Origin of the sequence: Rhodococcus koreensis (genome assembly GCF_900105905.1) — a bacterium.
GTDB lineage: Bacteria > Actinomycetota > Actinomycetes > Mycobacteriales > Mycobacteriaceae > Rhodococcus_F > Rhodococcus_F koreensis.
On record NZ_FNSV01000005.1, the window covers coordinates 5,642,414 to 5,656,602 of the forward strand.

At 68.2% G+C, this 14,189-nt stretch carries 9 protein-coding genes; 5 read left to right on the top strand and 4 right to left on the bottom strand.

Annotated elements, in window-relative coordinates; all coding sequences use genetic code 11:
- The first annotated feature begins 63 nt into the window (after positions 1–63).
- Positions 64–498, top strand: a complete 435-nt coding sequence (locus tag BLV94_RS30250) for a VOC family protein (protein WP_072946754.1) — start codon at positions 64–66, stop codon at positions 496–498.
- 12 nt (positions 499–510) lie between these two features.
- On the opposite strand, the gene BLV94_RS30255 is transcribed toward BLV94_RS30250, so the two are convergent.
- Entirely contained in the window at positions 511–1,350 is an 840-nt protein-coding gene (locus tag BLV94_RS30255) for a nucleotidyltransferase domain-containing protein (protein WP_072946755.1), read from the bottom strand.
- 38 nt (positions 1,351–1,388) lie between these two features.
- Between BLV94_RS30255 and BLV94_RS30260 the strand changes: the two genes are divergently transcribed.
- On the top strand, positions 1,389–1,784 hold the full coding sequence (locus BLV94_RS30260) for a VOC family protein (RefSeq protein ID WP_072946756.1): 396 nt from the start codon (positions 1,389–1,391) through the stop codon (positions 1,782–1,784).
- A 9-nt stretch (positions 1,785–1,793) separates the two neighbouring features.
- Here BLV94_RS30260 and BLV94_RS30265 read toward each other — a convergent pair whose 3' ends face one another.
- Positions 1,794–2,939: an FUSC family protein gene (locus tag BLV94_RS30265; RefSeq protein WP_072946757.1), complete on the bottom strand. Its 1,146-nt coding sequence runs from the start codon at positions 2,937–2,939 to the stop codon at positions 1,794–1,796.
- Between the two features lie 275 nt (positions 2,940–3,214).
- On the opposite strand from BLV94_RS30265, the gene BLV94_RS30270 reads away from it, so the two are divergent.
- Positions 3,215–5,578: an arylsulfatase gene (locus BLV94_RS30270; protein WP_371851584.1), complete on the top strand. Its 2,364-nt coding sequence runs from the start codon at positions 3,215–3,217 to the stop codon at positions 5,576–5,578.
- Positions 5,579–5,628: 50 nt separating this feature from the next.
- On the opposite strand, the gene BLV94_RS30275 is transcribed toward BLV94_RS30270, so the two are convergent.
- Complete coding sequence (locus BLV94_RS30275; RefSeq protein ID WP_072946759.1) at positions 5,629–6,741, bottom strand: M48 family metallopeptidase; 1,113 nt, start codon at positions 6,739–6,741, stop codon at positions 5,629–5,631.
- Between the two features lie 221 nt (positions 6,742–6,962).
- Here BLV94_RS30275 and BLV94_RS30285 point away from each other — a divergent pair, with 221 nt between their 5' ends.
- Positions 6,963–9,419 (top strand): transketolase-like TK C-terminal-containing protein, encoded by a 2,457-nt coding sequence (locus BLV94_RS30285; protein ID WP_072946760.1) that lies wholly within the window; start codon positions 6,963–6,965, stop codon positions 9,417–9,419.
- Between the two features lie 17 nt (positions 9,420–9,436).
- A complete protein-coding gene (locus BLV94_RS30290; RefSeq protein WP_072946761.1) occupies positions 9,437–10,609 on the top strand; it encodes an NAD(P)/FAD-dependent oxidoreductase in 1,173 nt (390 codons plus the stop codon).
- A gap of 41 nt (positions 10,610–10,650) precedes the next feature.
- On the opposite strand, the gene BLV94_RS30295 is transcribed toward BLV94_RS30290, so the two are convergent.
- Entirely contained in the window at positions 10,651–14,115 is a 3,465-nt protein-coding gene (locus tag BLV94_RS30295; RefSeq protein ID WP_072946762.1) for a serine/threonine-protein kinase, read from the bottom strand.
- Positions 14,116–14,189 lie beyond the last annotated feature (74 nt).

The window sequence follows — 14,189 nt, forward strand, 5'->3', positions numbered from 1 at the left end:
CTATCTGATGCGGAGCAGTTTCGCTCCCCAGGTACACCGCCCAGCTACGGAGGAACTCGCATCATGGACTGGACACTCGAAGTGGTCGTTCTGCCCGTCGGTGACATCGATCGTTCCGTCGCGTTCTACCGCGACAAGCTCGGTTTTCATCTCGATCACGACACCACCAACGAGCACATGCACGTCGTTCAGCTGACCCCCACCGGTTCGGGCTGCTCGATCGTGATCGGCGACCTCCCGTCGCACACGGAGATGGCGGCGGGGTCGATGAGGGGACTGCAGTTGGTGGTCGCCGACGCCGCCGCGGCCCGCCAGGAGTTGCTCGATCGAGATGTCGAGGTCAGTGAGATCACCGTGTTCGACGAGCGTGACGGGGGAACGTTCTTCGGATTCGCCGATCCCGACGGCAATACATGGGCGGTCCAGCAGATCAGGGCGCGGGCGGAGAAGCCGCTGATTCCGGTCGAGGCCCGCGGGCGGTTCGGGGCGGACGGCTGAGGGTGCGCGTGCTCAGGTGAGCGGGCAGGCGTCGCGGGTGTCCGCGGCGAGCTGTTCGGCCAGGGTGAGAGCGGCGGTCAATTCGTCTGGTGTCGCGCCGAGCCGGCCGAGGACGGCGTGAGCGCGGGCGCCGAAGTCGGCCGGTGCGTTCGGCAGGGCGCCGGCGGCGGCTACGGCGCCCTTCTCGCTGATGAGCCAGCGCCGGGCGTGGGTGTGCAGGGCGTGGGCGCACAGGCATACCGCGCGGAACAGGCACCCCGCCACGTACGTGGTGTCGGCTCGCGGGATTGCCTTGCGGGCCAGCGCGGTGACGAACTCCGCCTCCCACAGCCCCCGCCGCACCAGGGCGTCGCGCAGCGCGTCCGGGTAGTGCTGCATGGCGGTTCGGAACTCAGCGAGCTGTCCGGACGGATCGACGAGGATCACCGCCGACGCGAGTTCGCCGGCGTACGCGAAGTCCGCGAACCCGAACGGGTGACCGGTCTGGGCGTGGAGCCCGTACACCCCCTGTTGCGAGTCCTGCCAGACCGAGGCCACCCGGTCGAGGTCGCGGTACAGCCAGTCCACCGCCCGGCCGTCGTACGACAGCCACGCCCCGCCGTCGACCCACGGACCCCATTCGCCGGTGCGGGTCGCCGACGCCCCGGCGCCCGCCCACTTCTGCGCGAGCGCGGTCAACCCGTCGGTGTCGAGCGCCCCGCGGTAGTAGACGCCGAGGTCGTAGTCGGATTCCGCCGTGTGCGTGCCGCGGGCGCGGCTGCCGCCGAGGGTGACGCCGACGACGCCGTCGACGAGGCACAACCGCCCGGCGAGGGGCCGCAACACCGCATCCTGAAATTCCACACCCCACATCGTCCACCCCGGCCCGGCGCAGCGGATAAGTTCGGATCATGCTCATCCTGGGAACGACCGTGATCGGGGCACGCGACGTCGACCGCGCAGTCAGGTTCTGGACCGAGGCACTCGGATTGACCGCGCGCCCGCCGGTCGGCGACAACGGCTTCACCAACCTGACCCGGCCCGACGGCCGGCCGGTGCTCGCGATCCAGCAGAGCGAACACGACGCGGAACCCGAGCCACGGCTGCACCTCGACCTGCACGCCCGCGACAGCGAAGATCAGGCCGCCGAGATCGAACGGCTCGTCGGTCTCGGCGCGCAGCGGGTGCCGTGGGACCGGTATCCGGAGGATTCGGACTTCGTCGTGCTGGCGGACACCGAGGGCAACCGGTTCTGCGTCATGGACAACTCGCGTGCGCCCGACGAGTGCCGGCTCGACCTGTCCTGAGCTACCGGGCTACGCGGCTTTCGCGTACTGGGCGGGGCGGGGCAGCATCGGCCGGCAGACGGCGCGCGGGATGCCGCACACCTCGAAGAAGTCGATCACAATCGATCGGACCTGTGCGGACACGACCGCCGCGGAGAACCCGGCCGAGATCTCCTGCTGCGGCAGTGCGCGTGCGAACCGTTCGAGTTCGTCGCTGAGCTGGATTTCGTTGGGCTTCGTCGCGGGAGTCGCGAGGATCATGAGCCGCATCCGGTCGGCGAGGTGCGCCAGTTCGGAGACGGCGTCCGCCAACTGCGGGTCCACCCGCTCGCCGTCGTACGTGGCGATCAGGGCTCGCCGCACCAGAACCCGGGTGTTGCGTGCGGCGTTGTCGATCGGGTCCGCGATCGACGCGAGCCGGCCGATGCGGCGACGTCCCCGCCAGTGAATCGGCGAGATGCGTGCGACCTCGGAACCCGAACGGAGTTCGACGCGCATGCTGTCGATGGTCGACTGCGTCGAACGGGCAAGCGCGAGAGCGTCCTCCAGTGCGGAGACATCACCGTCGGCCAGCCCCTTCGACGTCTGCCGGAGGGCCGCAGACACGCTGTCCAGCACCGCGGCGGCACACCGGCGCGTCCGTCGCACGGGGTCGGTGGGCAACACGGACAGCGCCACCAGACTGAGCGCACCCCCGATCAACGCATCGACGACCCGATCGAACGGGTGCGCGGCGGTCGCGGACGCCATCGCCGCGACCAACGCCGCCGACGAACCCGACTGCAGCACGATCACCGAGCCACCGTCGAGGAGCACCGCGAAAGACATGGCCACCGCCACCACGAGGCAGATCTGCCACGGGCCGTTGCCGATATACCGCACGACTACGTCCGACACGATCGTTCCGATGGTGACACCGGCGATGAGTTCACCGGCGCGGCGGCTGCGGGCGCCACGCGCGACGCTCAGGCACACGACCGCGGCCAGCGGGGCCAGCAACGGCTGCTCGTGACCGGCCACCTCGACCGACACCCACCACGCCGCCCCCGCGGTGACCGCCGTCTGCGCAATCGGTACCAGGTACCCCGCGAAGCGAAGCAACGCGGTGCGCAGCGACGGCCACGCGGTGGAGCCGGCACGTCGGAGGAGGCCGAGTATCGAGATGAGCTGGAGCACAGTGGTACAGCTTTCTGGACGATCACACGCGGGCAGGAGCACGTTCACCGCAAATCCTGTCCTGAAATTCTTACGCGCGTGTAAAAGTGGCCCCTTTCATTGCGCAGATCACGTTCTGCCACCGGTTTCGGGCGATGCAGGTCACAGCGGGTGAACGCGGTTTGGAATCTTCGTGATTCAAACCACTCGCCGGGGTCGTGAGCATCCGTACGATTCCCCCACATGTGCGGGGAAATCCATTCTCCGTGAGTGAAGGGATTGCGCGCGTGCCCGAAGTGGGAAGTAACGGAACCGGTGGTGTCGACGGTCAGCAGCAGATCCCGTCGGGCGCGCGAGGGTACGACGGATTCGGCGGGCGCATCGGGCGGACGAGCGCGGAGTCGACGCCGTGGTGGAAGCCGGAGACGAAGGCCCCGGCCGGCGCGCCGAACATCGTGGTGATCCTCATCGACGACATGGGCTATTCGGACATCGGGCCGTTCGGCTCCGAAATCGACACCCCCAACCTCAACCGGCTCGCCGACAGCGGCTACCGGCTGTCGAATTATCACACCACCTCGGTCTGCTCACCGGCCCGCGCTGCGCTGCTCACCGGGCTGAACCCGCACCGCGCCGGGTACGGCAGCGTCGCGAACTTCGATCCCGGTTTCCCCGGGCTGCGGATGGAACTGGCGGACGACGCGCTGAGCCTCGCCGAGATCCTCCGCGCGAATGGGTACGCCACGCACGCGGTGGGGAAGTGGCATCTCGCGCGCGACACCAACCTCGCGCCGGGGCGCACCCGCGACTCCTGGCCGCTGCAACGCGGCTTCGACAGCTACTACGGATCCCTCGAGGGGCTGAATTCGTTCTACTACCCGAACGAGTTGATCTCCGACAACTCGGTGGTCGACGTCGAGGAGTACCCGTCGGACTACTACGTCACCGACGACATCACCGACAAGGCCGTCGCCCGCATTAAGAGCCTGCGCGCACACGACGCCGACAAGCCGTTCTTCCTGTACTTCTCGCACATCGCCATGCACGGGCCGCACCAGGCCAAGCCCGAAGACCTCGCGAAGTACCGAGGCCGCTACACCGAGGGCTGGGACGCCGTGCGACGCAACCGGTTCGATGCCCAGGTCGAGTCCGGTTTCTTCCCTCCCGGCACGCCGATCGCCGAGCGGAACACCGAACCCGGCTACGACGCCCCGCCGTGGGACGAGCTCACCGAAGAGGAGCAGTTACGGTTCGCCCGGTACCAGGAGGTCTACGCCGCCATGGTCGACAGCATCGACCAGAGCGTGGGCCGGGTCCTCGACACCCTCGACGAACTCGGCGAAACCGACAACACCATCATCGTGTTCACCTCCGACAACGGCGGCACGGCCGAAGGTGGTGCGGTGGGAACCCGTTCGTACTTCAGTCAATTCGTGCACGGGCCGGTGCCGTCCGACTGGGTGCGCGACGTCCCGCACGACGAGGAACTGATCGGCTCGGAGAAGATCGGAGTCCACTACCCGCGCGGCTGGGGCCAGGCGTCCAACACGCCGTTCCGGTTCTACAAGGGGCAGACGTTCGCCGGCGGTGTCCGGGTGCCGTTCCTGCTGTCCTGGCCTGCCGGGCTCCGGCGCGCCGACGGCGACACCGGGCTGCGCAAGCACTACTCGTACGTCACCGACATCACCCCGACCCTCCTGGACCTCGCCGGACTCGAGACGCCGACCCATCGGAACGGGCTTCCCGCGCAGGAGCGCGACGGCGTCAGCATCGCCGAGGTCCTGCGCGACGCGACGCAGCCGACCCCGCACACGGAGCAGTACGCCGAGTTCGGCGGTCACCGCGGGTTCTACCGGGACGGCTGGAAACTGCTGTCGCTGCACACGGATCCGACCCGGGTCGACGATCCGCAGTGGCAACTGTTCGACGTCGAATCCGACCCCGCCGAGACCACGGACGTCGCACACCTCTTCCCCGAGAAGGTGCAGGAACTGGCCGAGGCATGGGATCGCGCGGCCTGGCACAACACCGTGTTCCCGATCCTCAACGACCGCAAGGCCGTGCAGCGCCGGCCCGACGAGCGCCGGCTCGCGGAACCGGTGAAGATCCTCGCGGGCACACCCACGCTGGAACGCTATCGGTCCAGTGTGCTGATCCAGTACCGCGACTTCACCATCGACGTCGCCACCCACGAGATCGCCGCAGGCGACGAGGGAGTGCTCGTCGCGCACGGCGATCCGCACGGCGGTTATGTGCTCTACGTCGAGGACGGCCGGATCATGTTCGCGGTCAACAGCTACGGCCGTGTCGCACACACGTCGGCGCCCCTGGGCGAGGGTGTTGTCGGTGTGCAGGTGCGGGCCGAGGCCACCGAATCCGTCCGGTGGAACTTCACCGTCGCGCTCACCGATGGGGCCGGGGTGACCACCGATGTCGCCACCCTCGACGACCAGTTCCAGCTCGTCGGCATGGCGCCGTGGACAGGGATCTCGGTGGGCGTCGACGCCCGCGGACCGGTGGTGTGGGATCTGCGGGAACGGCGAGGGACCTTCCGGTTCACCGGCCGACTGCGGTCGGTCACCTACACCCCCGGACCGGTGCGGGTACCCGAACCGGTCATCCAGGAGGTCGAGGAGCTGGCCGAGGCAATGGCCGACTGACGGGAAGGCCGGGCGCGGGCTGCGGCGCCCGGCCTACCGTCGGCTTCCGGTCAGTTGTCGCCGTCGCTCTTGTCGTCGGAATCCCGCTTGCCCTCGGAATCCTTCTTGCCGTCGGAGTTCCGGCGCCAGTGAGTGAAGCGTTCCTTGATGTCCGCCGCGACGTCGCCGACACCATTGCCGACGGCGTCGACGGTGGTGCCCAGTCCGCTGCCGATCTCGCGGAGCATGCGGATCAGCGGGTCGTTGGAGGCGTCGAAATTCTGCTTGTACGTTTTCGCGGCCTTGCGGAACTCTTCGCTGATCTTGGCGTCGTCGTCCTCGTGCCGGCGTGGGTACTCTCCTCGCAGGATTGCCGCGTAGGCGCCGCTGTCCACCCATTTCTTCAACTCGGCGGCCCGCAGCACCGAGAACGGGTGGGCGAGCAGTTCGATGTTGAGGAGCTTGAGGACGCCGTCGCGGAGGTCACCGCTGGCGTCGTACTCCGCGGCCTGGGCCAGGAAGGCGTCGGTGTCGATCTCACTCACCCGGGAACCGCCGGCCAGCTTCAGTTGCACGCGGAGGGCGGTGTGGACGTCCTGACCGCACAGCAATCCGGCACGGTCGCCGGACAGTTCGGACTTACGCTGCCATTCCATGAGCGCGGCGATGATCGCCCGCAGCGCCCACCCGCCGATGGGCATCCAGCCGATGGTCCCGGCCAGCCGCATCAGGTGCATGAGGATCGTGCGATACACCGCGTGCCCGGACAGGGCGTGACCGAGTTCGTGACCGATGACGAACCGCTGCTCTTCGTAGTTCATCACGTCGAGCAACCCGGTGGTGACCACGATGAACGGCCGGTCCATGCCGATGGTGAAGGCATTCACCACCGGGGTCTGCAGCACGAACAGCTCAGGTGTCTCGTCGGCACCCAGGATCCGCACGCAGTCGCTGCGGAGGTCGTGGAGATCGCTGAACTGCCGTTCGTCGACGCGCACCGACGTGGCCAGGTACATCAGCCGGTGCTGGCGCTCCTGCAGCAGACCCGAGATGGTCCGGAAAACGGTGTCGAACCCCTTCAGCGTGCGCAGGGTGACGAGCGCCGCCCGGTCCGCGGGGTGCTCCCACGCACGCGAACTGATGTCCGGGAACGCCGTGCGAACGCGGTCTGGTGTGGTGGTCAAATCGATCCCCCTGAGTTGGTGTGCGCGGTGAACAGCCCTTCCGGTCAGGGTAGCGCCGGGCGGTGGCGACGGCGGTCGTGCTGGGCATTTTGCCAACCGTCGACCGCGGCGTCCGCTCTGTGAATGCGCAGGATGCTTAACTTTGGTCACCGGTATTGCTCAAAGTGCGTTCCGATGGTCGACTGTTGTGAGAGATCTGCACATGAGACCTCGAAGATGCGGTGAGGCCGGTTCCCACAGGTCCGCCTGCCCGTCACCGCCGATCCGCCTCGCTCACGAACTGGGCCGAGGAGGATCGGATTCGGTGCCCGGAACTCACAGGCAAGGACGAAACCATGAACGACGCCCGCACGATCGATGCCCACACGAACCAACTCGCCCCGCGCTCGAGCACTCCGGAAGCACTCGTGGAGATCGAGCAGCGGGTGTTGTGGTTGGCGACGTCGATGATCCATCACGCCAACCGGGTTCGGCCGAATCCGACGGGGTTGAAGGTGGGTGGGCATCAGGCGTCGTGTGCGTCGATGGTGTCGATCATGACGTCGTTGTGGTTCGAGCAGTTGCGGCCGGGGGATCGGGTGTCGGTGAAGCCGCATGCTTCGCCGGTGCTGCACGGCATCAACTACCTGCTGGGGGAGTTGGACGAGAAGTATCTGACGACGTTGCGGGAGTTCGGTGGCCTGCAGTCCTACCCCAGTCGGGCGAAAGATCCGGATCCGGTGGACTATTCGACCGGGTCCGTCGGGATCGGTGCCACGGCCCCGATCTGGGGTGCCATCGCCCGACGCTACGTCGACACCACCATCGGCGGCGCCGGGACGGGCCGGCAGTACTCCCTCGTCGGCGACGCCGAACTGGACGAGGGTGCGGTGTGGGAGGCGATCCTGGACACTTCGGTGTCCGAGCTCGGGGAGATCGTGTGGATCGTCGATCTGAATCGGCAGTCCCTGGACCGGGTGGTCCCGAACATCGCCGCCGGCCGGCTCGAGGCGATGTTTTCCGCCGCCGGGTGGCAGGTGCTGACCGTGAAGTTCGGGACACTGCTGGAGTCGCTGTTCACCCGGGCGGGTGGTCCGGCGCTGCGGTCGCGGATCCTGGACATGCCCAACCCCGAATACCAGCGGCTGCTGCGCTGCGGCGCCGAGGAGCTGCGTCGTCGTTTGCCCGGCGACGGCCCCGACGCCGCGGCGATCACCTCGCTGATCGCCGAGTTGGATGACGCCACCCTGCTGCGGGCGATCAGGAATCTGGGTGGGCACGACCTCGATGCCCTCCGGGCTGCGTATGCGCGGATCGACGACACCCGGCCGACGGTGATCATCGCCTACACCATCAAGGGCCGCGGCCTGCCCACGCAGGGGCACCCGCAGAATCATTCGTCGTTGCTGACGGTGGAGCAGTACCAACAGCTGGCCACCGAACTGGGGATGGATCCGAACGATCCGTGGGCACGGTTCGCCGCGGACAGCACCGCGGGCCGGGTGTGCGCGGCCACCGCGGAGACGTTGACGCGCAAGAAGGTCGAACTCGCCACACCGCCCGCCGTCCCCGCCGACATCGGGCGCACCCCGTCCGGGACGTCCACGACCCAGGCGGCGCTCGGGCGGGCGTTGCTGGATCTGTCGCGTCAGGCCCCGGACGCGGCGAAGCGGGTGGTCACGGTCAGCCCCGACGTCTCGTCGACGACGAATCTGGCGGGCTGGCTGAACAAGGTGGGGGTGTGGTCGCCGAACGAGCGCCGCAACTGGTTCGACGACGACGCCGAGACGATCATGCACTGGCGGGAGAAGCCCACCGGGCAGCACATGGAACTCGGCATCGCGGAGACGAATCTGGTCGGATTGATGGGGGAGCTCGGTGCCACCTGGAGTCGGTGGGGGCAGCCGCTGTTCCCGATCGGGGTGATGTACGACCCGTTCGTCGAACGTGCCCTCGAGCCGTGGTCGTACGGGATCTATGCGGGCGGGCAGTCGATCCTGGTCGGCACTCCCTCCGGCGTCACCCTTGCCGCGGAGGGTGGGGCGCATCAGTCGATCAAGACGCCGTCGATCGGGCTGGAGCAGCCCGGGTGCGTGAGCTACGAACCGGCCTTCGCGATCGACGTCGAATGGACCCTGCTCGACAGCATCTCCCGGCTGGGCCGTCCGGAAGGTTCCTCGTCGTACCTGCGGCTGTCGACCCGCCCGGTGGATCAGACCCTCGCCGCGGTGCCGTCGGATCCGGCGGCGCGGGAGCGTCGCCGCCGGCAGGTCGTCGCGGGGGCCTACACGCTGCGGCACACCGACAAGCCGGTGGTGACGTTGGTCGGGGTCGGTGCGATGATCACCGAAACCCTCACCGCCGCAGACCGGTTGGCCGAGCAGGGGATTGCCGCGGATGTGGTGTGTGTGACCAGCCCCGGACTGCTGTTCGAGGCGGTCCAGGCCCGCCGCGGACTCGCCGACGGTCCCTCGTGGATCCTCGACCAGGTGTTCCCCGCCGACCGGGCGGCACCCATGGTGACCGTCCTGGACGGGCACCCGCACACCCTCGCGTTCCTGACCGGCATCAACAACGTGCCCGGTGCCGCGCTCGGGGTCAGCAAATTCGGGCAGGTCGGGTCCCTCGACGACGTCTACCGCTACCACGGCATCGACACTGACAGCATCGTCCGCGCCGCCCTCGACCTCACCGACTGAAAGCTGCCGTGTCCGTCATGGATTCACGGTGCGCGTGGGATGACGACCCGGTAGTGGCGGCATGGTCGGGGTTGCCGCGGTTGGAATCACGCCTGACCGCGGATGCGTGCGTCGTCGGACTCGGCGGTTCCGGTCTCGCCGCTGTCGAGGAACTGACGGCCCGCGGGCTCACCGTCGTCGGCCTCGATTCGGGTCGCGTTGCCTCGGGCGCGGCGGGACGGAACGGCGGATTCCTGCTGGGTGGTCCGGCGGCGTTCCTGCATTCGTCGGTCGCCGCGTGGGGTGCGGTGTCGGTGGATCTGTACCGGGCGACGCTCGCCGAACTCGGCCACCTCGCCGACATGCTGGGTACGGACGTGATCACGCGAACCGGGTCGATTCGGCTGGCCGGACTTCCCGGCGATCCCGTCGGCGACGCCGAAGCCGCCGAGCGGGCAGCAGAACTGGAGGATTGTCACGCGCTCGCACAGGCACTGCGGGACAATGCGATAGCCGTCGAACCCTACGACGGGGAGCTGGGGCAGGGGATATTCCTGCCCGACGACGCGGCGACGAATCCGTCGCGCCGAGCATTGGGTCTCGCGTCGATACTGCGCAATTCGGCCAGTCTGTACGAGAATTCGCCGGTCACCTCGCTCGAGCCCGGAGTCGTGCACACCGGGCACGGCACGGTGAGCGCACCGGTGATTCTGGTCGCCGTGGACGGGAGACTCGAGCAGGTACTTCCGGAGCTGGCCGGCCGAGTCCGCACCGCGCGACTGCAGATGCTCGGCACCGCACCCGGACTGCCGCCGCGGCTGCCGTGCCCGGTGTACGGGCGGTGGGGCTACGACTACGCGCAGCAATCCGCCGACGGCCGATTGCTGGTCGGCGGTGGCCGCGACCTGTTCGCCGACGCGGAGTGGACGTCCGACACTGAGCCGACCCGACCGGTGCAGTCCCACATCGAGAGGGTGGCCGAACGGATGGCCGGGCGGCCGGTGTCGGTGACGCGGAGATGGGCGGCGTCCGTCGGCTTCACTCCCGACGGTCGCCCCCTGTGCTGCGAGGTGCGGCCCGGCGTCTTCGCGGTCGGAGGGTACAACGGAACCGGCAACCTGGTGGGGCCCGTGGCCGCCCGGGCCGCGGTCGCGCTGGCGCTGGACGGAATCGCGCCGCCGAGCTATCTGGTTGCGTCGGCGGCCGACTGAACCCGATTCCGCGCCTCACCGCCGACCCGTGATGCGCTCCGTCAGCCGAACGAGCCGAGTACTCTGTCGACGAAACTCGGTGTGATCTCCGGATGCTCTTCCACACCAACCGTACTCAGTCGTTCACGGAGGGATCGGAGCGCGGTGACCGTCTCCGGTCCGCCGTCGGGGAGGAAGCGGATCAGGCCGTGCCGGGCACAGTGCGCAACGACGGGCAGTAGCGCCTCGTGGGCGTCATCCGCCCGCCCGGCCGCCCACAGGCACGTGGCGAGCAGCCGGCCGGCATGGAGTCGCGCCATGGCGCGTTCGGTTCCTTCGAGGGCACGCAACCAGTCGCCGGCCCACTCGCAGGAGATACGGATCTGCTCGGCGTCGCCACTGCGGACGAGTAGCAGGATTGCGGACTCGTCCTCCAGTTCGGCGGTGACGCGTTCGATGCCGTCCACCGGTTCCCGGCGCGTTCCGCGGGTGACCGGGACGAAACGGGGCCGAGGCGGCAATCCCAGCCGCACCCGTTCACCGTCCACCGCTGCGCGCAGTCGGGGGAGGGACAGGATGTGCGCGGTGCGGATGCCTTCGTCGAGTAGGGATCCCGCGCTCGCGTGGTCGCCGCGTACCGATCTGATCCGTGCGCCCAGGCAGTAATGGCGAATCATGAAGTCGGACGCACCACCCAGTGACGCGGCGTCGGAGGTCTCGCCGAGTAGCTCGGCCGCCTCCTCGATCCTGTCCTGCAGATAGAGTTCCTCGGCGAGCAGCGCACGGGTGAGTCGCGCGTGCTGGGATTGGGTGTTGCCGGCCTCCCGTACGAGATCGAACGCCCGGTGATACAGATCGCTCGCCCCGGCGATATCGAGCTGCTCCGCCCTCGCCATGCCGGCGAAACAGTACCCGTACGCCACGGAGTAGGGCCCGGTGGCCTTCCGGTGGTACGGGGCAGCCCACGTCTGCCTGTCGTACGCTTCGTCGAAATGGAATTCGTACGTGTCGACGATGGTGGCGATCAGTGCCGCCATCGACACCACGAACGGATGATGGTCGTGGGCGTGGGTCAGGCATTCGGCGACAAGGTCTTTGACTCCCGCCGCGTGATCGGCCGTGATCCTGATATCGGCCTGCAGGACGTTGGCTTCCACGTGGAGCTGGGCACGCTCGTCGTCGGGAAGGTCGAGAGTGTCGAGGAGCTCCAGCGTGCGGCGCCGTGCCTTCGCTGCGACATCGAGCCGCTGCAGCTCGGTGTTCGCCCACCCGATCGTCAGCTGCAATCGCGGACTGGACAGCACCCAATCGGCGGGCAGCTTGTCGATCAGGCCGAGCAGCGTCGACATCTGCGACCGGTCGAGGAGGTACAGGCTGTCGTCCTCGAGGAGCTGGACCGCGGCGGTTCGGTCACCGACCGCGAGTGTGTGGTGGAGGGCCTCTCCGAGGAGGTGCCGTTCCCGGAACCAGGTGGCTGCTCTGCGGTGCAGCGCCGCGATCCGGTCGGGGTGATCGCGCTCGAGACGCTGGCGCAGGATCTGAGCGAAGAGGTGGTGATAGCGGTACCACCTGCGGTCCTCCGCTGCCCGGCCGAGGAACAGGTCGCGGGCGACGACCTGCTCGAGCCGCGCTGCGCCGTCGGGGACGTCGGCGAGGGCCGACGCCAATTCGCCGCACACCCGTTCCGGAACTGCGGTTGCGAGAACGAAATCGAGGAGGTCGGGTTCGAGTGCGTCGAGGACGTTCTCCGCGAGATACTCACCCAGGGTGTCGGTTCCGGCGCGGAACCGTTCGAGCAGAGTGTCCGGGCCGCCGGATTCCCGCAGGGACAGCGACGCCAATTGGAGCGCCGCGATCCATCCGTCGGTCGAGGCGCGGAGCTCCTCGACGTCGGAGTCGGTCAGGGGTGTCTGCATTCGTTCGGCGAAGAAGTCCCTGGATTCGGCGAAGTCGAATCCCAGTGCTGTGGAATCGATTTCCTTCAGTTCGTCGTGCACGCGCATGCGACTCAACGGCAGTCCGGACCGGCTGCGGCTGGCCACGATGATCTGCAGGTGGTGACAGCCGTTGTCGAGGAGGAATTCCATCACCGCGATCGATGTCGGCGCGGTGACCCGATGCCAGTCGTCGATCACGACGACGAGTGGATCCCCGCTCTCGTGCAGTCGATTGATCAGCGAGGTGAGCACGAATCGCTCGACCGACTGCCCCTGCTCCTCGAGTGCCTGCCCGAGATCGCCGACCACTTCCGCCCGCACCCGCCGGATCGCTTCGATCAGGTGCGAGAGAAACCACACCGCATTGTCGTCGTCCGAGTCGACGGTCAGCCACGCGACAGCGACTCCGCCGGCGACGAGTTCGTCCCGCCACTGCGCGACCAGGCTGCTCTTGCCGAACCCGGCGGGACCGTGGACCAGGGTCAGCCGGCAGCCGCGGCCCGCGCGGAGTTCGTCGAGCAGGCGGTGGCGCCGCACCAGTTTCCGGGTGGTCGTCGGTGGGCGGAACTTGGTCAGCGGGACCGGTGGCGTCCGTGGCGTCTGCACCGGGTAGGGACGCGGTGTCGGCTTCGGTGCGCGCGACGGTGCGGCCTCGGTGGCCTCGGCGTTCTGGCCGGGTGGCTGTCGCGGGGTTCTCTGGGCGGGCACATGCATGTGGTCGACTGCCATCCCGTGTTTGCGTTCGGTGACGCGTAGTTCGTCGCCGAATTCGGCGGCGCTGCCGGGACGTTTCTCCACGGACCGGGACATCGCCCGTTCCAGTGCTCCGCACACGTCGTTCGGGATGCCGGTGTCGCGCAGGTCCGGGACCGGCTGCGAGCAGATCCGGAGGAACTGGGCGACGACCTGTTCACCGCTGCGGCGTTCGAACGCGGCATGTCCGGTGAGTGCGCAGAACAGTGTTGCTCCGAGGCTGTACACGTCGGAGGCGACGGTGGGCGGGCGGCCCTCGAGCACTTCGGGCGCGGTGAATGCCGGGGAACCCGTGATCGACCCGGCGGCGGTCTCGAAGCCACCGGACACCCGGGCGATACCGAAATCGGTCAGTTGCGGTTCGTCGTATTCGGTCAGCAGGATGTTCGCCGGTTTGACGTCCCGGTGCAACGTGCCCGCACGGTGAGCGGTCTCGAGTGCGCCCGCGATCTTCACCCCGAGCCGAACGGTCGATTCCCACCCGATCGGACCCGTCGTGCGAATCTGTGCGTCCAGGGATCCGTGTTCGTGGTACGGCATCACCAGGAAGGGGCGGTCACTCCGGGTGATGCCCACCTGATACAGATCGACGATATTGGGGTGCCCGGACATGCGGCCCATCGCGCGTTGCTCGCGCACGAAGCGGGCGAGATTCTCGCGATCGAGGTCGGTGGTGAGGACCTTGACGGCAACGGTGCGGTCGAGATCTTCCTGCACACAGCGATAGACGACCCCGAACCCGCCCCGTCCGATCTCCACGGCGTCGTCGAAGCCGGCGGCGGACAGTTCCACCGCGATATCCGGCTCGCGCTGCGTGGCCCACCGATCATCCGCCATAGGCTTGCACCACCTCTGACACGCTTCACCCAGGATAGTCCGCCAACCCGCGCGGCGACCCGAGACGGACGACC